The 19,722-nt window shown below is 61.0% G+C and carries 31 protein-coding genes; all 31 read right to left on the minus strand.

The features are described from left to right. Nucleotides 1-70: 70 nt before the first annotated feature. Nucleotides 71-787 carry an ATP12 family chaperone protein gene (locus GL300_RS06100; protein ID WP_155038714.1) on the minus strand — a complete coding sequence of 239 codons (717 nt, stop codon included), beginning with the start codon at nt 785-787 and terminating at the stop codon, nt 71-73. Further along, entirely contained in the window at nt 784-1,458 is a 675-nt protein-coding gene (locus GL300_RS06105) for an HAD-IA family hydrolase (RefSeq protein WP_155038715.1), read from the minus strand. Before GL300_RS06105 ends, GL300_RS06100 begins: the two co-directional genes overlap by 4 nt. Beyond that, nucleotides 1,458-2,501, minus strand: coding sequence for an RluA family pseudouridine synthase (locus tag GL300_RS06110; protein WP_155038716.1), 1,044 nt, complete (start codon nt 2,499-2,501; stop codon nt 1,458-1,460). The genes GL300_RS06105 and GL300_RS06110 overlap by 1 nt, the downstream gene beginning before the upstream one ends. After that, nucleotides 2,498-2,872 (minus strand): fluoride efflux transporter CrcB, encoded by a 375-nt coding sequence (crcB, locus tag GL300_RS06115; protein ID WP_155038717.1) that lies wholly within the window; start codon nt 2,870-2,872, stop codon nt 2,498-2,500. Before crcB ends, GL300_RS06110 begins: the two co-directional genes overlap by 4 nt. After that, nucleotides 2,869-4,197, minus strand: a complete 1,329-nt coding sequence (locus GL300_RS06120) for a replication-associated recombination protein A (protein ID WP_155038719.1) — start codon at nt 4,195-4,197, stop codon at nt 2,869-2,871. The genes crcB and GL300_RS06120 overlap by 4 nt, the downstream gene beginning before the upstream one ends. A gap of 62 nt (nt 4,198-4,259) precedes the next feature. Then, nucleotides 4,260-4,850: an acyl-homoserine-lactone synthase gene (locus tag GL300_RS06125; RefSeq protein WP_155038720.1), complete on the minus strand. Its 591-nt coding sequence runs from the start codon at nt 4,848-4,850 to the stop codon at nt 4,260-4,262. 72 nt (nt 4,851-4,922) lie between these two features. Further along, entirely contained in the window at nt 4,923-5,534 is a 612-nt protein-coding gene (locus GL300_RS06130) for an autoinducer binding domain-containing protein (RefSeq protein ID WP_155038721.1), read from the minus strand. 345 nt (nt 5,535-5,879) lie between these two features. Then, on the minus strand, nt 5,880-6,302 hold the full coding sequence (rplQ, locus tag GL300_RS06135; protein ID WP_155038722.1) for a 50S ribosomal protein L17: 423 nt from the start codon (nt 6,300-6,302) through the stop codon (nt 5,880-5,882). Nucleotides 6,303-6,411: 109 nt separating this feature from the next. Then, complete coding sequence (locus GL300_RS06140) at nt 6,412-7,428, minus strand: DNA-directed RNA polymerase subunit alpha (protein ID WP_155038723.1); 1,017 nt, start codon at nt 7,426-7,428, stop codon at nt 6,412-6,414. Between the two features lie 118 nt (nt 7,429-7,546). Next, complete coding sequence (gene rpsK, locus GL300_RS06145) at nt 7,547-7,936, minus strand: 30S ribosomal protein S11 (protein WP_155038725.1); 390 nt, start codon at nt 7,934-7,936, stop codon at nt 7,547-7,549. Nucleotides 7,937-7,948: 12 nt separating this feature from the next. Continuing rightward, complete coding sequence (rpsM, locus tag GL300_RS06150) at nt 7,949-8,317, minus strand: 30S ribosomal protein S13 (RefSeq protein WP_192336070.1); 369 nt, start codon at nt 8,315-8,317, stop codon at nt 7,949-7,951. Between the two features lie 155 nt (nt 8,318-8,472). Then, the gene (locus tag GL300_RS06155) at nt 8,473-9,129 is read right to left on the minus strand and encodes an adenylate kinase (protein ID WP_155038727.1); all 657 of its coding nucleotides are present in this window, start codon (nt 9,127-9,129) and stop codon (nt 8,473-8,475) included. Nucleotides 9,130-9,165: 36 nt separating this feature from the next. Beyond that, nucleotides 9,166-10,536 (minus strand): preprotein translocase subunit SecY, encoded by a 1,371-nt coding sequence (gene secY / locus GL300_RS06160; protein WP_155038728.1) that lies wholly within the window; start codon nt 10,534-10,536, stop codon nt 9,166-9,168. 103 nt (nt 10,537-10,639) lie between these two features. Further along, nucleotides 10,640-11,125, minus strand: a complete 486-nt coding sequence (gene rplO / locus GL300_RS06165) for a 50S ribosomal protein L15 (RefSeq protein WP_155038730.1) — start codon at nt 11,123-11,125, stop codon at nt 10,640-10,642. Between the two features lie 153 nt (nt 11,126-11,278). After that, nucleotides 11,279-12,268, minus strand: a complete 990-nt coding sequence (locus tag GL300_RS06170; protein WP_170297615.1) for an acyltransferase family protein — start codon at nt 12,266-12,268, stop codon at nt 11,279-11,281. Between the two features lie 254 nt (nt 12,269-12,522). Further along, nucleotides 12,523-13,227 (minus strand): hypothetical protein, encoded by a 705-nt coding sequence (locus GL300_RS06175; RefSeq protein WP_155038732.1) that lies wholly within the window; start codon nt 13,225-13,227, stop codon nt 12,523-12,525. A gap of 139 nt (nt 13,228-13,366) precedes the next feature. Next, entirely contained in the window at nt 13,367-13,555 is a 189-nt protein-coding gene (gene rpmD, locus GL300_RS06180) for a 50S ribosomal protein L30 (protein WP_134680220.1), read from the minus strand. Between the two features lie 11 nt (nt 13,556-13,566). Beyond that, entirely contained in the window at nt 13,567-14,133 is a 567-nt protein-coding gene (rpsE, locus tag GL300_RS06185) for a 30S ribosomal protein S5 (RefSeq protein WP_134680219.1), read from the minus strand. 115 nt (nt 14,134-14,248) lie between these two features. Beyond that, on the minus strand, nt 14,249-14,608 hold the full coding sequence (rplR, locus tag GL300_RS06190; RefSeq protein WP_155038734.1) for a 50S ribosomal protein L18: 360 nt from the start codon (nt 14,606-14,608) through the stop codon (nt 14,249-14,251). A gap of 12 nt (nt 14,609-14,620) precedes the next feature. Further along, entirely contained in the window at nt 14,621-15,154 is a 534-nt protein-coding gene (gene rplF / locus GL300_RS06195; RefSeq protein ID WP_155038735.1) for a 50S ribosomal protein L6, read from the minus strand. A gap of 12 nt (nt 15,155-15,166) precedes the next feature. Beyond that, on the minus strand, nt 15,167-15,565 hold the full coding sequence (gene rpsH, locus GL300_RS06200; protein ID WP_155038736.1) for a 30S ribosomal protein S8: 399 nt from the start codon (nt 15,563-15,565) through the stop codon (nt 15,167-15,169). Between the two features lie 9 nt (nt 15,566-15,574). Further along, nucleotides 15,575-15,880 carry a 30S ribosomal protein S14 gene (gene rpsN, locus GL300_RS06205; protein ID WP_155038737.1) on the minus strand — a complete coding sequence of 102 codons (306 nt, stop codon included), beginning with the start codon at nt 15,878-15,880 and terminating at the stop codon, nt 15,575-15,577. A gap of 19 nt (nt 15,881-15,899) precedes the next feature. Then, a complete protein-coding gene (gene rplE, locus GL300_RS06210) occupies nt 15,900-16,460 on the minus strand; it encodes a 50S ribosomal protein L5 (protein ID WP_155038739.1) in 561 nt (186 codons plus the stop codon). Continuing rightward, entirely contained in the window at nt 16,460-16,765 is a 306-nt protein-coding gene (rplX, locus tag GL300_RS06215; protein WP_155038740.1) for a 50S ribosomal protein L24, read from the minus strand. Before rplX ends, rplE begins: the two co-directional genes overlap by 1 nt. After that, nucleotides 16,765-17,133 (minus strand): 50S ribosomal protein L14, encoded by a 369-nt coding sequence (gene rplN / locus GL300_RS06220; protein ID WP_010400243.1) that lies wholly within the window; start codon nt 17,131-17,133, stop codon nt 16,765-16,767. The genes rplX and rplN overlap by 1 nt, the downstream gene beginning before the upstream one ends. 67 nt (nt 17,134-17,200) lie before the next feature. Next, the gene (rpsQ, locus tag GL300_RS06225) at nt 17,201-17,449 is read right to left on the minus strand and encodes a 30S ribosomal protein S17 (protein WP_155038742.1); all 249 of its coding nucleotides are present in this window, start codon (nt 17,447-17,449) and stop codon (nt 17,201-17,203) included. A gap of 12 nt (nt 17,450-17,461) precedes the next feature. Further along, complete coding sequence (gene rpmC / locus GL300_RS06230) at nt 17,462-17,668, minus strand: 50S ribosomal protein L29 (RefSeq protein WP_155038743.1); 207 nt, start codon at nt 17,666-17,668, stop codon at nt 17,462-17,464. Between the two features lie 246 nt (nt 17,669-17,914). Continuing rightward, on the minus strand, nt 17,915-18,328 hold the full coding sequence (gene rplP / locus GL300_RS06235; RefSeq protein WP_134680210.1) for a 50S ribosomal protein L16: 414 nt from the start codon (nt 18,326-18,328) through the stop codon (nt 17,915-17,917). A 12-nt stretch (nt 18,329-18,340) separates the two neighbouring features. Continuing rightward, entirely contained in the window at nt 18,341-19,057 is a 717-nt protein-coding gene (gene rpsC, locus GL300_RS06240) for a 30S ribosomal protein S3 (protein ID WP_155038745.1), read from the minus strand. Further along, on the minus strand, nt 19,057-19,437 hold the full coding sequence (gene rplV, locus GL300_RS06245) for a 50S ribosomal protein L22 (RefSeq protein WP_155038747.1): 381 nt from the start codon (nt 19,435-19,437) through the stop codon (nt 19,057-19,059). Before rplV ends, rpsC begins: the two co-directional genes overlap by 1 nt. Nucleotides 19,438-19,442: 5 nt before the next feature. Further along, nucleotides 19,443-19,721 (minus strand): 30S ribosomal protein S19, encoded by a 279-nt coding sequence (rpsS, locus tag GL300_RS06250; RefSeq protein ID WP_017999558.1) that lies wholly within the window; start codon nt 19,719-19,721, stop codon nt 19,443-19,445. Nucleotide 19,722: the final 1 nt, after the last annotated feature.

The raw sequence follows: 19,722 nt of genomic DNA on the forward strand, positions 1-19,722 counted from the left end.
CAATTGGACTGCCCCCATAAGCGGCATTGTGCCGATGAAGTTCCCTGCGTCAAGAATTAGGGAAAGGCTGTCAGACGGATCTGCTGAGTTTCCAGAAACGCTCGGCATTCAGCATCTGCTCAAGTCGCGCGACAGCGGCCTCATCGGCCTCATCGTCGCGACCCCAGTTTTCTGCTTGAAATTCCTCATCAATCCGGGAAAGCGCATGCGATAATTCGGCATCCAGACGCCCCCGGATCACCGCCAGTCCAAGGATCAACGAGCCGGGAAGCGTGACCAGATCGTGCAGCGCGGTCAGGCCAAAGACATCCAGCGCCAAGACCTCTGCCCGCAATTTCAGCAAGGACGACTCATCCTGCGGCACGGGCAGGACTCCGTGCGTGATGCGCAGAGGTGCGCGAAGTTCGGTCGCGGCCCAGTCAATCAACGGGTCCCAGCCCTCGGCCTGCGCACGGATCAGTCGGTCGGGCGCGTCGGCGCGATAGGACAGCAGATCTGTGCCGCCATATTCGGCAAGCATCAGGGCCACCGCTTCGAATTGCGGCGTGACGCGCTCGACGGCGGAATTCGCGGCGCGGGTCAGCGGCATGCTGTTCGGATCGATGATCTCGGCCTGCGCGTCCCATTCGACGGCGATCGCCTGGGCCAGATCGGGTGTCGGCAGGATCAGGGGCAGCTTGCCCGGGGTGCGCACGGGGCGTTCGTCCAGCGTGACTTCCCAGCCGCCATCGGCTTCACGGGTTGCCGCGGCCGTCCAGAATCGCCGGGCCTTCCATTCGCTGCTCATGTCGTCGTTTCCTTCGGGACCCAGTCCAGCAGGGCCTGCGTCAATGTCGGATAATCGGGGGCGACCAGTGCCGCGCCTGCCCCATGCAGTTCCGCCGAGGGGTGATAGCCCCAGTCGACGCCAAAGCCGGTCACACCCGCGGCGCGGGCCATTTCCATGTCGAATGTGGTGTCGCCCACCATGACCGCCTGCCACGCCTCCAGCCCGGCATCGAACAGCGCGCTTTCCAGCATCGCCGGATGCGGCTTCGAGGGGTGCCCGTCCGCCGTCTGCCGGGTAAAGAAGCGCCGCGCCAGACCATGCGCCTCAAGCACCGCCATCAGCCCACGCATCGGCTTGCCGGTGGCAATGCCCAGCAGCACGTCCTCCTGCGCCGACAGCGCATCCAGACAGTCCAGCGCGCCGGGATAAAGCGGCGGCACCACCCCCCGCGCCCGCGAGGCGATAAACGCGTCGCGATAGCCGGTGACGACGCGCTCATGCAGCACGGGCGAGGCCTCGGGCAACAGATGCGCGACGGCGATGGGCAGGGACAGACCGACGATGGACAGGATTGCGGCCGAGTCCATTTCGGGCAGTCCCGCGCCGCGCAGGCCAAGGTTCATCGCCTCGGTGATCTCGTGCTGGCTGTTGACCAGCGTGCCATCGACGTCAAAGACGACCAGCCGCATCATTCCTCCGCGAAGGGATCTTCGGGCACGTCATTTTCATGCCAGCCAAAGGTCTTCCACGTCCGGGCCATGTGATCGGGCAACGGCGCGGTGATGGTGATCAGCTTCTTGGTGATCGGATGCTCAAAGCGGATCATGCGGGCATGCAGGTGCAGCTTGCGGCTGATCTCTCCGCCCAGTTGCGCGCCCCAGCCATCGCCAAGGTTTTCCTGCCCCGAGCCGCCATATTTGCCGTCGCCGACAATGGGGTGACCCATTTCCGACATATGGGCACGCAGCTGGTGGGTGCGACCGGTCACCGGGACCATGGCGACCCAAGAAACGCGGCTGCCAAGCGCCTCAAGCACGGCGTAATCGGTATGGGCGCGCTTGGCGCCCTCGGTCTCGGCCACTTGGCTGGGATGGACGGCGACCATCTTTTCGCCCTCGCCCATGCGGCCACGACCCGGCGCCTTGACCAGACCGTATTTGATCGAGCCCATGCGCGGATGCGGCACGCCAGCGACGGCGGCCCAGTAGATCTTGCGCGTCAGCCGGTGGCGGAACCCTTCGGACAGCGCGCGCGCGACCCGGTCGGTCCGCGCCAGCAGCAGCACGCCCGAGGTGTCCTTGTCCAGCCGGTGGACCAGCTTCGGGCGGTCCTTGAAGCCGAACATCAGCGCCTCGGTCAGCCCGTCCACATGCCGGTCGCCCTGCCCCGAGCCACCCTGCGAGGGCAGGCCCGGCGGCTTGTTCAGCGCGATGATATGCTCATCCCGCCACAGCACACAGGACTGAATCATCTCGGCATCGGATTGCTTGATGCCGTTGCGCTTGGTCACGACCGGAGCGGCCGCATCCGGCAGCGGCGGCACGCGCACCTCTTGGCCCACCTCGATCCGGCTGTTGGCCTTGACCCGCCCGCCATCGACACGCAGCTGCCCGGTCCGGCACATCTTTTCGACCGCGCCCTGCGTCAGCTGCGGAAACTTCTTCTTCAACCAGCGATCGATACGCTGATCGCCCTCATCCGCAGTGACGCGGATGGTCTGAACACCACTCATACGAATAACCCCCGGCCCATGGCCAATCCGGCGAAGACCGCCAGAAGTGAAATCACGACGGAAGCCAGCACATAGCCTGCGGCGGTCAGAACCGCGCCGCGCTCCCACAGTACCATCGTGTCCAGCGCAAAGGCCGAAAACGTGGTGAAGCCGCCCAGCACCCCGGTCAGCAGCAGGGGCGCATAATGCTGCCCTCCGCGCCCGGCGATGGCTGCGGCAAGAATGCCCATGACGAAGCAGCCGACGATATTCACCGTCAGCGTTCCCAACGGGAAACCGGCGCTGATCCGCGCCGCCATGATGTTGACGCCGTAACGCGCCATCGACCCCAGGGCGCCACCAACTGCGACCTGAAGGAATGCATGGTTCATGTCTTGCCCTCTGTGCGCCGCTTTTGACGGAGGCTGGCGAACCATTCAACGCGCTTTTTCAGTTCCCGCTCGAATCCACGCTCGACCGGCAGGTAAAGGACGGGACGTTTCATGCCGTCGGGGAAATAGTTCTGCCCCGAGAAGCCGTCCTCGGCATCGTGGTCATATTGGTAACCCGCGCCGTAGCCCTGCTCCTTCATCAGCCCGGTCGGCGCGTTCAGGATATGGGCAGGCGGCATCTGGCTGCCCGAGCGCCGCGCCAGATCGCGCGCGCCCTTATAGGCGGCGTAGCCCGCGTTCGATTTCGGCGCGAGCGCCAGATAGATCACCGCCTGCGCCAGCGCCAGTTCGCCCTCGGGGCTGCCAAGGCGCTCGTACAGCGCCCAAGCGTCCAGGCAATGGCGCTGCGCAGCAGGGTCGGCCAGCCCGATATCCTCGACCGCCATGCGGGTGATGCGGCGCGCCAGATAGCGCGGGTCCTCGCCGCCTTCCAGCATGCGCGAGAACCAGTAAAGCGCCGCGTCGGGATCGCTGCCGCGCACCGATTTATGCAGCGCCGAGATCAGGTTGTAATGCTCATCCCCGGACTTGTCGTATTTCGCCGCGCGCCGCATCAGGCGCTGGGACAGCTGGTCGGTGTCAAGCTGGCCGGTCACGCGCCACGCCATGACCTGTTCGATCAGGTTCAGACCGGCGCGACCATCGCCATCGGCCATTTCCAGCAGCCGGTCGCGCGCCTGAGGGGTCAGCGGCAGAGCGCGGCCCAATTCCTGCTCGGCCCGCTGCGCGAGGCGCTCCAGATCCGCCAGATCGAGTCGCTCAAGGACGATCACCTGCGCGCGCGACAGCAGCGCGGCGTTCAGCTCAAAACTGGGGTTTTCGGTGGTGGCCCCGACCAGAACGATGGTGCCGTCTTCCATATGCGGCAGAAAGCTGTCCTGCTGCGCCTTGTTGAAACGGTGGATCTCATCCACGAACAGCAATGTGCCGCGCCCCTGCTGACGACGCAGTCGGGCGGCATCAAAGACCTTGCGCAGTTCCGGCACGCCCGAGAAAATTGCCGAAATCTGGATAAAGGCCAGATCGGTCTCCAGCGCCAGCAACCGAGCGATGGTGGTCTTGCCCACACCCGGCGGCCCCCATAGGATCAGCGAAGACAGGCTACCCGCCGCCAGCATCGCGCCCAGCGGACCATCAGGGCCAAGCACCTTTTCCTGACCGACGACATCGGTCAGCCGGGCCGGCCGGATACGGTCTGCCAGAGGGCGGATAGCCTCATGCGGGTGAGCGTCGCTTGCGGACGCGTTATCGAAAAGATCTGCCATGCGGGGGGCATGTTACGCCGAGGGCAATGCGCGCGAAAGGCCCCCTCCGCCGGCTCATGCGATCAATGCAGCTTGGTGGCGAGATTGATCGAGACACATTGGAAATGACCGTCATCGATCCAGATCACTGGCCCCATTGCATGCGCATCCAGTCCACAGGGACGCAGCCAGCGCGGCCAGGTCGCCGCAACCAGACAGACCAGTTTGGTCGCGCCCAGTTCGCGTGCCGAATTGGTCATCTCATGGACAAGATTCATATGGACGCGACGGCGGTCACGCTGCGGCGTGTTGTGATCGACGAACAGCCGACTCGCTTCCCAGGTCGTCGCTTCAACCGGGGCGGTGTCTTCCAGCAGGTTGCGCGGAATCGAACCGCCCAGCAGATCCAGCTGCGCGTCGCGGATCATGTAAGAATACATACCACAGCGTGCCGTGGTCGGCGTCAGACGCACGCCAGCCAGCACATTGCCTCTTTCGTGAATTGCGACCCAACGGCTCATCGGAGTGTCGTACTGGTCGAATTCCATGTCGTCGGTCTGGGGCAGATCCCAGCGCTTCTGGACGATGAAGCTCTGTTTCCGCGCCCGGAAGATATTTGCAAAAAGCTCGCCGTGGTTGTGGATGTTGGCGAACGAAAGCGTGGTGGTCTGCATTGATAATCTCCTGGGGTTGTGGTGGGTGTTGGCCCCCAGGGTGATAACCGTTCAAAAGGCGGACCGTTTCCTTTACAGCAAGCGGTAATCCTTGGCCCTTTGCAGCGCCTCGGCGGTGGTGCGCGCCATGAGACGTTCGCGCGCGGAGATGAGACGAGCCTTGAATGCGCTCTCCGTGATGCCAAGTTTTGCCGCCGCCGCTGCGTGCCGATCTCCTTCTGCGATACACCGAAGGGCCTCCTGCTGAGCCTTGGTCAGGCTTTCCGGCGGCTCCGTTATATCATGGAGACGCCGAACCGTGGCCGAGATCACCTCGATCTCGTCATCCGTGAATTCCCGTTTGTCATGGGCAAAACAGCAAATCGTGCGCGATTTGATCGGGCCATGCGCGACGGCCAGACCGTATTTCAGCCCATGATCCGCCGCGTCCTGCAGAAGCGAGAACGGGTCCGGGATGGGCAGCACACTCCAGCGACAGGCGCCGGTCGTCGAAAAGCCCCAGGCAATCGTGGGATCGCGCAAAGCATAGGCCCGTTCCGCGTAACGCAGCGACCATTCCTTGTTATAGGTCTGAAACTGCATCAGGGGTGCAGCAAACCGAATGTGCAGGCCGACGAAGTAGCCGGCCGGGGCAAGCTTCTTGAGCTTGGCGAGTGCTGCGTTGATATCCGCGCGAGACGACATGACTAATTCGACAGATTGCGATTTCTATGAGTTCCGCCTGAAATTGGCATGTGGGTCAATCTATTCAAGCAAATCCCGCATTCAATCGGTGTTTTTCTTACGCCATCTTTCAGCGCCAGAACATTTCCAGGCTTCGGGGCCTCGAGGCCAAGCAAACAGCCCCTGACCCCGAAGCCGAATTTACCTGCAATCGCAAACAGATAGATAAACTGTTCGCAGATCGGCAGCTTTCAGCGCACGGTTGAGATCAGCGACAATTTCGCAAGCTCATGTTGCAGAAAGCCCGCAACCCAATAAAGGGTTACGGGCATAAATTCTTGATAACCCTAAGAAAGGGTTATGAAATCATGCTTCTTCAGCAGCCGATTCGGCTTCCAGGCGAGCGCGGTCAGCCGCACCCTTGGCGCTGGTGTCACGGTCGACCAGCTCGATGATCGCCATCGGGGCCATGTCGCCATAACGGAAGCCGGCTTTCAGGATGCGAACGTAGCCGCCCTGACGGTCTTTGTAGCGGGCGCCGAGGATCTCGAACAGTTTCGCAACGTGCTGGTCTTGCTTCAGCTGAGCATCGGCCTGACGGCGGGCATGCAGGTCGCCGCGCTTCGCCAGGGTGATCAGTTTTTCAACGATCGGGCGAAGTTCTTTGGCTTTCGGCAGGGTCGTCTTGATCTGCTCGTGCTCGATCAGCGAGCCAGCCATGTTGGCGAAGAGCGCCTTGCGGTGCTCATGGGTACGGTTCAGACGGCGGTAACCGCGGGCGTGACGCATGATAATCTCCTATGACGTCTTTTGCTTTGTCTGGCGACCCTGCGTTGGGCCGCTCTCCTTGGGGCGGAATGCCCAGTCGTGCGGGGGCGACGAGCGCCCCCGAAAGCGATCAGAACTGGTCGTCGAAGCGTTTTGCAACGTCTTCGATGTTTTCCGGCGGCCAGTCGACGACATCCATGCCCAGATGCAGGCCCATGCCCGAGAGCACTTCCTTGATCTCGTTCAGCGACTTGCGGCCGAAGTTCGGGGTGCGGAGCATCTCGGCTTCGGTTTTCTGGATCAGGTCGCCGATATAGACGATGTTGTCGTTCTTCAGGCAGTTTGCCGAACGGACCGACAGTTCCAGCTCGTCGACCTTCTTGAGAAGGCGCGGATCGAATTCCAGACCATCGTCGGCATCCGAACGGGTCGCGGCTTCGGGCTCTTCGAAGTTCACGAAGACCGAAAGCTGGTCCTGAACGATGCGCGCGGCATAGGCCACGGCGTCTTCCGGGGTCAGCGAACCGTCGGTTTCAACTTTCATCGTCAGCTTGTCGTAGTCGAGAACCTGACCTTCGCGGGTCGGGGTGACTTCGTAGCTGACGCGTTTCACCGGCGAGAAGATCGCGTCGATCGGGATCAGACCGATGGGCGCATCTTCGGGACGGTTTTTATCGGCGGCGACATAGCCCTTGCCGGTCGCAACCGTCAGTTCCATGTGCAGCTCGGCGCCGTCGTCCAGATGGCAGATGACATGGTCGCGGTTCAGGATATAGATCCCGGCCGTTTCCTGGATGTCGCCAGCCTTGACTTCGCCCGGACCCTTGGCCGAGAGCGTCAGACGCTTGGGCGCATCGACTTCCATCTTCAGGGTCACGCCCTTCAGGTTCAGGACGATATCGGTCACGTCTTCACGCACGCCGGGAACCGACGAGAATTCGTGCAGGACGTTGTCGATCTGGACCGAAGTAATGGCCGCACCCTGAAGCGAGGACAGCAGGACGCGACGCAGCGCGTTGCCCAGCGTCAGACCAAAGCCGCGCTCGAGCGGTTCGGCGATGACGGTGGCGACGCGGGTCGAATCAGCGCCCGGCTTGATTTCAAGCTGGGTCGGCTTGATCAGTTCAGCCCAATTCTTGTGGATCATGCGTGTGCCTCCATACCTGTTTCCGATCCATGACCGTGATCGGAAACGCCCGAGGTTGAATGCGAAAATCGCGTTCCGCGCCAAAACCTGGCGCGGAACGCGTCATCACAAGTCCGAATTAGACGCGGCGACGCTTCGGCGGGCGGCAGCCGTTGTGCGCGATCGGCGAAACGTCACGGATGGCCGTGATGTTGAAGCCGACGGCAGCCAGCGCGCGCAGAGCCGATTCGCGGCCCGAGCCGGGGCCCTGAACTTCGACTTCCAGCGTACGGACGCCGTGTTCCTGGGCTTTCTTGCCAGCGTCTTCAGCAGCCATCTGGGCAGCGTATGGGGTCGACTTGCGCGAGCCCTTGAAGCCCATGGTGCCAGCCGACGACCACGAGATCGCGTTGCCTTGCACGTCCGAGATCAGGATCTTGGTGTTGTTGAAGGACGAGTTCACATGCGCCACACCAGTGGCGATGTTTTTACGTTCCTTGCGCTTAATGCGGGTTTTATCGCGTGCCATTGATCAGCCCCCTTATTTCTTCTTGCCAGCGATCGGCTTCGCCGGGCCCTTGCGGGTGCGAGCATTGGTATGGGTGCGCTGACCGCGGACCGGAAGGCCACGACGGTGACGCAGACCACGGTAGGAACCCAGGTCCATCAGGCGCTTGATGTTCATCTGCGTCTCACGGCGCAGGTCGCCTTCGACGGTCAGGTTGGCATCGATATATTCGCGGATCTGCAGAACTTCGGCATCCGAGAGTTCGTTCACGCGACGGGTCGCGTCGATACCTACGGCCGAGATGATCTCGTCCGCAAATTTCGGGCCGATCCCGTGGATATAGGTCAGGGCGATCGGGACGCGTTTCCCGGTCGGAATGTTGACGCCAGCAATACGAGCCACGCGTTTTTCCTTTTCACGTTGCGGTTCCGTAGCACCGGAACCTTTTTTCACAACCAAAGACCCGAAAGCCCAGCCTTCGGGTCTTGAAGCCGACACCTGGAAGTCAGGTGATTCTCATGCGAGATGCTGCGGATTAAGGGATTCGCAGGCTTTCGTCAAGCCTTGGACCCGTTCAGCACCTGTGCGACCTCGGCCGCCACCACCTCGATCTCGGCCAGGCCATCCACGGGGTGAAGGTTCCCCTTGGCATAGTAGTAGCCGATCAGCGGCGAGGTCTTCTTGTAGTATTCCATCAGCCGGGTCTTGAGGCTGTCGGCATTGTCGTCGGCGCGGCGACGCAGATCGGTCGAGCCGCAGACATCGCAGGTGCCCTCGACCTTGGTCGGCTTGGTCACGTCGTGATAGACTTCGCCGCAATTGCCGCAGGTGAAGCGCCCGGAAATACGCGAGACCAGAGCCGCGTCATCGACGCGCATCTCGATCACGGCGTCGATATCCTGACCTTCTTCCTTCATCAGACCTTCCAGCGCGTCGGCCTGAGCCAGCGTGCGCGGGAAGCCGTCAAAGATGAAGCCCTTGCCGCCCTGATCCAGCTTTTCCTTGATCAGGCCGATGACGATCTCATCGGTGACAAGCTCGCCCCGGTCCATGACCTGCGCCACGCGCTGCCCCATCTCGGTGCCCGAGCTGCGGGCCTCGCGCAGCATGTCGCCGGTCGAAAGTTGCACCAGACCGCGCTCTTCGATCAGCCGCCGCGCCTGAGTGCCTTTGCCGGCCCCCGGGGGGCCGAGCAGAATGATATTGGTCGCCATATTGTCCCTCTTCCGCCCGTTCAGGGCCTCTCCCTATCAACGACGGGCGGGTGCCTTGCGAGGACGCGGCGCCCCCGGCTTGCGTTTCCCGCGCAGCTGCGATTTCTCGATCAAACCTTCGTATTGGTGAGCAAGCAAGTGGCTTTGGACCTGATTGATCGTGTCCATGACAACACTGACGACGATCAGCACGGAAGTCCCACCAAAGTAGAAGGGGATCGCAAGCTGGTGACGGATCACCTCGGGCAGCATGCAGACCGCCGCCAGATAGGCCGAGCCGACGACCAGCACGCGGCTGACGACATAGGACAGGTAGTCCTCGGTGCGCTTGCCCGGACGGATGCCGGGGATGAAGCCGCCCTGATTCTTCAGGTTTTCGGCCACGTCATCCGTCTTGAAGCTGACGTTGAACGTATAGAAATACGCGAAGAACACGATCATCGCGACGAAGAACAGCAGGTAAAGCGGCTGCCCCGGGCCAAAATAGGCCAGGATCGTCGACATGATCGGACCGGTCTGGTTGCCCGAGAAGGTCGAGATCGTCACCGGCAGCAGCAGCAGCGAGCTGGCAAAGATCGCCGGGATCACGCCTGCGGGGTTGACCTTGATCGGCAGGTGCGAGGACTGGCCGTCATAGATCTTCATCCCGACCTGACGGCGCGGATACTGGATGTGGATCTTGCGCAAGGCGCGTTCCATGAACACGACAAAGGCAATGACCGCGATCACCATCACGATCACCCCCAGAATCACCGGGGTCGAGACGGCGCCCGAACGGCCCTGCGCCAGGAACTGCGCCAGGTGGCCGGGGATCTCGGCGACGATGCCGACGAAGATGATCAGAGAGATGCCGTTGCCGATGCCACGGGCGGTGATCTGCTCACCCACCCACATCAGGAACATGGTGCCGCCAACCAAGGTGATGACCACCGAGGCGCGGAAGAACATGCCCGGCTCATGCGCGAGGTTGCCATGCTCAAGGCTGACCGCCAGACCCCAGGCTTGGAACAGCGCCAGCGCCACGGTGGCATAGCGGGTATATTGGTTGATTTTCTTGCGGCCGTTCTCGCCCTCTTTCTTGAGTTGCTCAAGAGCGGGGACCATCGAGGCCAGCAGCTGGACGATGATCGAGGCCGAGATATAGGGCATGATGCCAAGCGCAAAGACGCCCATCCGCCCCAGCGCACCGCCGGTGAACATCGACAGGATGCCACCAAGGCCGGCTTGTGCCTGGTCCATGAAGTTGCGCAGCGCCGCGCCGTCGATCCCAGGCACCGGGATATAGGTGCCAAGGCGGTAGATGATGAGAAGTCCGAGCGTGAACCAGATCCTCTGGCGCAGCTCGGTAGCTTTGCCGAGCGCACCCCATGACAGGTTCGCGGCCATCTGTTCTGCGGCTGACGCCATACGTATGCCCCTTCATGGCAGCGCCGCCGGATCGTTTCCCGATCCCGCGGCGCCTGGAAAACTTGACAGCTATGTATTGGGCGCGAGCGCGCCCTTCAACAGCTTATTCGGCCGCGGCTTCTTCTTTGACCGGACGCGTGACGGTGATCTTGCCACCGATCTTCTCGATCGCCTCGACAGCGGCTTTCGACGCACCGGCAACGGTCAGGTTCAGGGCGGCTTTCAGCTCGCCTTGGGCCAGAACGCGCACGCCGTCCAGCTTGCGGCGGATGACGCCGGCAGCAACCAGGACTTCAGCAGTGATGTCAGCCTTGGCATCCAGACGGCCGGCATCGACGAAGGTCTGCAGCTGGCCCAGGTTGACCACAGCGAATTCCAGACGATTCGGCTTGCTGAAGCCACGCTTCGGCAGGCGGCGGTACAGCGGCATTTGGCCGCCTTCGTAACCGTTCAGCGCAACGCCCGAACGCGAGGTCTGACCTTTGATACCACGGCCAGCGGTCTTACCCTTGCCCGAGCCGGGACCACGGGCAACGCGTTTTTTCTTGCGCGAGGAACCTTCGTTATCGCGAAGTTCGTGAAGTTTCATATCGCTTCTCCTACAGCCGGAAGCGCCCCATGAAGCGAAGGAGGCGGACACGGCATTTCTTGCTTGTTGAGTCGATGCCCGCGAGGGCACCGGCGGTTCCTATATGAAGGCAGCCACCCGGTCAAGTTTCGCGTTCGACCATGACCGAGCCGGTTACGACCGCACGCCGATCTCCATCTGAGGTTCGGGCCGATGCAGTCTGTGCAAGCGCCGCCCCAACGGCTTTTCGACCAGACTGCAGGCCAAGCCCCCTGCCAGCAAGGTGATCGCGGCAGCAAGAAGCGCCACCACATCGCTCGGCAACGAGACGAATTTCTGGATAACCCGAAAAGCCACAGGAATCGTAAAGACCTGTACCAGGTAGATCGAATAGGATGCGGCCCCCAGGAACAGCACCGCCCTGCCCCGCAGCTGCGGCAGATACACCAGACCAGCGACAATCAGAAATGCTGGCACGCCATATGCGACAGGACGAGGTAACTCTGCTACCTGGAACAGAGCCGTCCCAATCAACATGGCCATCCCAATGATAACGAAAAGCGATGGGAACGGCAGTTTCCACCCGCGTAGGTAGAATAGACCTATTCCCATTCCGTAAACGAATTCGACCGAAACCCATTCGATCCATCCCGAGGCGCTCAGCAGGGAAAATGACGCCAACACCGGAATCCAGGTTAATTCCAATGGCAGCAGCGAAAAGCTGAACGCAAAAAAGATATAGAACAGCCACTCATATTCCAGCGTCCATCCCACATATACGACCGGAAACCCCTCTCCCGACAGCCAGTTCACAAAGAACAACGAGGCCAGGGTCTTGGACGCGGAAAAGCTGCTGTTGCTGAAAAGCTGCGGCAGGGCCAGCAGCAGAGCAGTCAGCAGCAGGGTCAGAATCCAGTACATCGGAACAATGCGAATCGCCCGCTCCAGCAGGAACTGACCGAGGCTGCGCCGGGTTCGCGCCTGCGACAGCACCATGACAAATCCGGAAATGACGAAGAAAATATCGACGCCCGATTCGCCCCATTTAATGAAATGCGCGAGAAACGATGTCGAGCGCCCCTCATTCTGGGCGGTCCAGGCGACGTGAAACAAAACAACAAGCGTAGCAGCGGCAAAGCGCAGAATCTGGATATTACCAAGCACGCTACAGACCTTTGGACACTGAAAACAGGTACTCAATACTAAGGCTTCTGCCAACTTAGCTTACTCGAAGGCGAAAATGAGGCAAGGAGAACAGAACGTTTTGAGATCTGCCTTTATACTGTCCTTATGAATAGGCGAAAAAATTAAAAGATACCTCGCCGATCTGACCCAGCGCGAGTCTCATCGACCTGTTCCAGCTATTATGGCGTATCTGACGGCTGCAAAGAGATCATCCCAGCCAGATGTCGCCCGCGTCAGAACTCCAGCCACGTCCCTATCTTGAACGCCTGCTGACCTGGACCAGACAAGGGCGTGATCGCGCCAAGTTCGATCTTGGCGGGGCCAATCAGGTCATGGACAATGGTCGTCGCCAGCTTGCTGGAGAAGCCGGTATCCTCGCGCTGCTCCAGCCGCAACTGATTGATGAACATCATCGCGTCGGTGGCATGCAGGCCCACGGTCAGATCGGCCTTGGTCGTCACCTCGGGCGTCAGATAGCTGAATTCGCTGGGCGAAAGCCCCGCGAAATCCTCGGGGTTCGTCATCGAGCCGGCGACCTTCAACCGGGTTTCCAGCGCCAGCCAGCCGCCCTCAAGGATGCCCTGAAACCCGCGCCCCCAATCCGCACCGGCCTGAGCCATCGGCAGAACCATGCCCTCGCGTGAGACCATGCCCAGTCCCAGCGATAGCGCGAAGCGGTTCTCGCCGATGGGCTCAAGGCCATGCTGCAGCCAGAAGATCGCGCTGGTTTCACCGACATTGGTGTAACCCAACTCAAAGCCCAGAGTCTCACGGGCGGTCAGGCCATATTCGCCGTATAGCCCGGTATAGCTGTTGCCGTCGCGGTCCCGTTCGTCCGAAAGCGACAGGAACATGCCCTTTTCGGCCCGTGCCCAAGGACCGGCAGCGACCGGGCTGCCCAGCAATAACAGCACAATCAGCAGACTGACACGCCGCATGGGCTTGCTCCTTGGCGCGGGATCGGACCCGGCGAAGGTAGCCTCAGATTGGTTAGCAAATGGTTAAGCCAGCCGGTCGGACAAAGGAAAACGCCCCGGAGAAGCTCCGGGGCGTTTCCTAACTCAAAGCGTGCTGAAATCAGCCGCGCTCTTCGATGATGACAACCAGATGCGGGATCTTGTTGACCATGCCGCGCACAGCCGGGGTATCTTCCAGCTCGCGGGTGCGGTTCATCTTGTTCAGGCCCAGGCCTTTCAGCGTCTCGCGCTGGACGGCCGGACGGCGGATCGGCGAACCGATCTGCTTGACGACGATGGTTTTAGCCATGGTGTCTCTCCTTACGCTTCGACAGCGGCGTCAGCCGGCTTGTCGTTCGACGGCAGGATCTCGGCCACTTTCTTGCCACGGCGCTGAGCGACGTTGCGCGGCGAGGATTCTTTTTTCAGACCGTCGATGGTGGCGCGGATCATGTTGTAGGGGTTCTGCGAGCCTTGCGACTTCGCAACAACGTCCTGAACGCCCAGCATCTCGAAGACAGCGCGCATCGGACCACCGGCGATGATACCGGTACCCGGAACGGCAGTCCGCATGATCACTTTACCGGCGCCGTGACGGCCCTCGATATCGTGGTGCAGGGTGCGGCCGTCGCGCAGCGGGACGCGAACCAGCGAGCGTTTCGCCTGTTCGGTGGCCTTGCGGATCGCCTCGGGGACCTCTTTGGCCTTGCCCTTGCCGAAGCCGACACGACCACGCTGATCGCCGACAACCACCAGAGCGGCGAAGCCGAAGCGCTTACCACCCTTGACGGTTTTCGACACGCGGTTGATCGCGACCAGACGATCGGCGAATTCCGGGGTCTCTTCGCGCTCTTCGCGGCGACCCCGACGGTTTTCACGTTCTGCCATATGGCATTCCTTTAAAACTGGCGCGCGATCGCGCCGTTAAATCCGATCCTGGTGGGCCAATGCCAAGGCAAAGGCCCCCGGATCATCGGGGTGGCGATGACGCCACCCGCAGTCCTTAGAACTTCAGACCGCCTTCGCGAGCTGCGTCCGCAAGGGCTTTGATCTTGCCGTGGAACAGGAAACCACCGCGGTCGAAGATGACTTCTTCGACGCCGGCTTTCTTCGCACGTTCTGCAATCGCTGCGCCGATCTTGGCCGCGACTTCCACGTTGTTCTTGCCAACAGCGCCGAAGTCTTTCTCGAGCGACGATGCCGAGGCCAAGGTGACCCCTTTCACGTCGTCGATGACTTGAACGCTGATGTTCTTGGAAGAACGGTGAACGGACAGACGCGGACGACCGTCCGTGATAGCCCGCAGTTTGTTCCGCACGCGCAGGCGGCGCTTCAGGAACAGCTCTCGTTTGTTCAGTGCCATTTCTCGCGCCCCTTACTTCTTCTTGCCTTCCTTGCGGAAGACGACCTCACCCTTGTAGCGGATGCCTTTGCCCTTGTAGGGCTCGGGCTGACGCCACTCGCGGATGTTCGCGGCGACTTGGCCGACCAGTTGCTGGTCAATGCCTTCCACCACGATTTCGGTCTGCTTCGGCGAGGTGATGGTGACGCCGGCAGGCGCCTCGAAGTTCACGTCGTGCGAATAGCCCAGAGCCAGTTTCAGGACATTGCCCTGCATCGAGGCGCGGTAACCCACACCCTGAATTTCCAGCTCTTTCTTGAAGCCCTGGCTCACGCCGACGGTCAGGTTCTCGACCATCGAGCGAGTCATGCCCCACTGTTGACGGGCGCGCTTCGAGAGACCACGGGGGGTCACTTTCACGGCGCCGTCTTCCAGCGACAGGGTCACGTCATCGGTCGCGGTGAAGCTGCGGGTCCCTTTCGGGCCCTTCACTTCGATCGTCTGACCTTTGACTTCTGCGGTCACGCCTTGCGGGAGGGCGACCGGTTTTTTACCAATCCGAGACATCTCTGCCCTCCTTTAGAACACGGTGCAGAGGACTTCGCCGCCAACATTGGCGTTGCGAGCCGCTGCGTCCGACATCACGCCTTTCGGCGTCGAGACGATGGAAACGCCCAGGCCGTTGCGGACCGACGGGATTTCCTTGACCGAGGCATAAACCCGACGACCGGGTTTGGACACACGCGCGAGTTCGCGGATGACCGGGGTGCCTTCGTAGTATTTCAAGCTGATTTCCAGCTCATTGTGGCCGGCTTCCGTGGTTACGGGTTCGTAACCGCGGATGTAGCCTTCCGCCTTCAGCACGTCCAGAACCCAGGCGCGAAGCTTGGAGGCCGGAGTGCGAACGGTCGATTTGCCGCGCATCTGTGCGTTGCGGATGCGGGTCAGCATATCGCCGAGAGGATCGTTCATCGACATATTGCCCCCTTACCAGCTCGATTTGACCATGCCGGGGATCTGACCGAACGAGCCGAGCTCGCGCAGCATGATCCGCGACAGTTTCAGTTTGCGATAATACGCGTGCGGACGACCGGTCAGTTGGCACCGGTTGTGCAGACGCGTGGCCGAGGAGTTGCGCGGCAGTTCAGCCAGTTTCAGGCTGGCATTGAAGCGCTCTTCCATCGGGCGGGACTGATCGTGGACGACCTCGTTCAGAGCAGCGCGCTTGGCGGCGAATTTCTGAACCAGACGCTCGCGCTTCTTCTCGCGCTCGATCATGGATTTTTTAGCCATATCTCTTTTACCCCTGCGATCAGCTGTTGAACGGCATGTTGAAATGCTTCAACAGCGACTTCGCTTCCGCGTCGGTCGGCGCGGTGGTGCAGATGATGATGTCCATCCCCAGAACTTCGTCGACCTTGTCGAAGTTGATTTCCGGGAACACGATGTGCTCTTTCAGGCCCATGGCGTAGTTGCCACGACCGTCGAAAGAGCTGCCCTTCACGCCGCGGAAGTCGCGGACGCGCGGCAGCGCGATGTTGATCAGGCGATCCAGGAATTCGTACATCCGGTCACCGCGCAGGGTCACTTTCGTGCCCAGCGGCATTTCTTCACGGACGCGGAAGCCTGCGATGGACTTCTTGGCATGAGTGATGACAGCCTTCTGACCCGCGATCAGCGAGAGCTCTTCAGCACCTTGCTTGACCTTTTTCGTGTCTTTCACGGCTTCGCCGATGCCCATGTTCAGGACGATCTTGTCCAGACGCGGGATCTGCATGTCGTTCTTGTAGCCGAACTCTTCTTTCATCGCAGCGCGAATGACTTCGCGGTACTGCGCTTTGAGACGCGGCGAATAGGTGGCTTGGTCCAGCATCAGATCACGTCTCCCGTGGTCTTGGCGAAGCGGACTTTCTTGCCGTCTTCCAGGCGGAAGCCAACGCGGGTCGCTTTGCCGTTCTTGTCCATCAGCGACAGGTTCGACAGGTCGATCGGCATGGCTTTCGACACGCGACCGCCTTGCGAGGTCTGGGTCTGACGAGTGTGGCGGATCGCGATGTTGACGCCGTCAACAACAGCCTTGTTCTCTTTGGGAAGAACGGCCGAGATCTCGCCCTGCTTGCCTTTGTCCTTGCCGGCCAGCACGACGACCTTGTCGCCCTTTTTCAGCTTGGCAGCCATTACAGCACCTCCGGAGCGAGCGAGATGATCTTCATGAAGTTCTTGGCGCGCAGCTCACGAACGACCGGCCCGAAGATACGGGTACCGACCGGCTCACCCTGGTTGTTCAGGATGACGGCGGCATTGCGGTCAAAACGGATCGAGGTGCCGTCTTCACGTTTCACTTCTTTGGCGGTGCGCACGACGACGGCCTTGCGGACGTCACCTTTCTTCACGCGACCGCGCGGAATGGCTTCCTTGACGGAGACGACAATGATGTCGCCCACCGACGCATAGCGACGGTGCGAACCACCCAGGACCTTGATGCACTGAACTCGGCGAGCGCCGGAGTTGTCAGCGACATCCAGATTGGTCTGCATCTGGATCATTGGGTTACTCCCGACCTTTGGGGACCAGCATCACCGGCCCCAGGGTTTCGATTAAGACTGGAGAAGCTCACGCCGAAGCTTCAACAGCGTCGACAAGCACAGTCCAGCGCTTGGTCTTCGAGATCGGGGCACATTCGATGATGCGAACGGTGTCACCGACCTTGAACTGGTTCAGCGCGTCATGCGCGCGGTATTTCTTCGACGACCGTACGGTCTTGTGCAGCAGCGGGTGCTTGAAGCGACGCTCGACCAGAACGGTGACGGTCTGTTCGTTCTTGTCGCTGACGACCTTGCCTTGCAGGATGCGTTTGGGCATGGACCTGGCTCCTTAGTTCGACGCCGCGGCTTCCGCCGCTTTCTGGTTCAGAATGGTTTTCACACGAGCGACGTCGCGACGGACGGCGCGCATGCGGGCGGTCGACTCGAGCTGGCCAGTGGCCTGCTGGAAGCGCAGGTTGAACGCTTCCTTTTTCAGAGCCAGCAGCTGTTCTTTCAGCTGATCCGGCGTCTTGTCTTTCAGTTCCAGCGCTTTCATACGCCATTTCCTTTCAACATCACCGGAGAGCCCCTGCACAGCAAGGCCACCCTGATTCCGGTGGAGTTTCATGATGAAGGCTTGCCCATACAGGCATGACCGATTTTTTGCAAGGCTCTTTGTGGAAAACCCGCAAATGACGCGCGCCCCGCCAGTATCCCGGCGGGGCGCGGTTTGTGTAGGGTGCGCTTCAGCGCACCGATCCGGGGTTGGCAAGGTGCGTTGAAACGCACCCTACCCTTCGGATCACCAGTCTTCGCGGGCCACGATGCGGGTCAGCACCGGCAGCTTGTTCGCACCCAGGCGCAGTGCTTCACGCGCGATCTCGTCGGACACGCCGTCGATTTCGAACATGATGCGGCCGGGATGGACGCGGGCAGCCCAGTAATCGACCGAGCCTTTACCTTTACCCATCCGCACCTCGGTCGGTTTCGACGAAACCGGAACATCCGGGAAAATCCGGATCCAGACCCGGCCCTGACGTTTCATGTGACGGGTGATCGCGCGGCGGGCCGCTTCGATCTGACGGGCGGTGACGCGCTCGGGCTCGGTAGCCTTCAGGGCGAACGAGCCGAAGTTCAGGGCGAAACCGCCCTTAGCTTCGCCGTGGATCCGGCCCTTGTGCTGTTTGCGGAACTTGGTCCGTTTCGGTTGCAGCATCTCTACTTCTCCTTAGCGCGCGTCGCGGTCACGACGCGGACCGCGCGGAGCCGGACCGTCTTGCGCTTCAGTCGCGCGACGGTCACGTGCCTGCGGGTCATGCTCCATGATCTCGCCTTTGAAGATCCAGGTCTTCACACCGATGATCCCGTAGGGGGTGGTGGCTTCCGACAGCGCATAGTCGATGTCGGCGCGCAGGGTGTGCAGCGGCACACGGCCTTCGCGATACCACTCGGTGCGAGCGATCTCGGCGCCGCCAAGACGGCCAGCGACGTTCACCCGGATGCCCAGGGCACCCATGCGCATGGCGTTCTGCACGGCGCGCTTCATGGCGCGACGGAACGAAACGCGACGCTCGAGCTGCTGAGCGATCGATTCGGCAACCAGCTGGGCGTCCAGCTCGGGCTTGCGGACTTCAACGATGTTGAGGTGCAGTTCCGAGGCGGTGAAGTTCGTCAGCTTCTTGCGCAGGGTCTCGATATCGGCGCCTTTTTTGCCGATGATGACACCCGGACGCGCGGCATAGATCGTGACGCGGCACTTTTTGTGCGGACGCTCGATGATGACGCGGCTGACACCAGCTTGTTTGGCTTCAGTATGGATGAAGTCGCGGATCTTCAGGTCTTCCAGCAACAGGTTGCCGTAGTCCTTGTCATCTGCGTACCAACGGCTGTCCCAGGTACGGTTGACCTGAAGACGCATCCCGATTGGGTTTACTTTCTGACCCATTACGCGCGCTCCTCGACCTGACGCACCTTGATGGTGATTTCCGAAAACGGCTTCATGATCTTGCCGTAACGACCACGGGCGCGCGGACGACCGCGTTTCATGACCATGTTCTTGCCGACCCATGCCTCGGCGACGATCAGGTTGTCGACGTCCAGGTTATGGTTGTTCTCGGCGTTGGCGATGGCCGACTGAAGGCATTTTTTCACGTCGCCGGCGACACGCTTGTGCGAGAAGGTCAGGTCGGCCAGAGCCTTGTCGACTTTCTTGCCACGGATCAGCGCCGCAACCAGGTTCAGCTTCTGCGGCGAGGTGCGAAGCATTTTCGTTTTTGCGAACGCCTCGTTCTCCGCCACGCGGCGCGGATTGTTTTCCTTACCCATGACGATTACTTCCTCTTCGCTTTCTTGTCGGCGGCGTGACCGTAATAGGTCCGCGTCGGCGAGTATTCACCAAACTTCTGGCCGATCATCTCCTCGGTCACGGCGACCGGGATATGCTTGTGGCCGTTGTAGACGCCGAAAGTCAGGCCGACAAACTGCGGCAGAATGGTCGAACGACGCGACCAGATCTTGATGACGTCGGACTTGCCAGCCTCGCGGGCTTTTTCCGCCTTGCGAAGCACGTATGCGTCAACAAAGGGGCCCTTCCAGATAGAACGTGCCATG

The organism is Paracoccus litorisediminis, from assembly GCF_009711205.1.
GTDB lineage: Bacteria > Pseudomonadota > Alphaproteobacteria > Rhodobacterales > Rhodobacteraceae > Paracoccus > Paracoccus litorisediminis.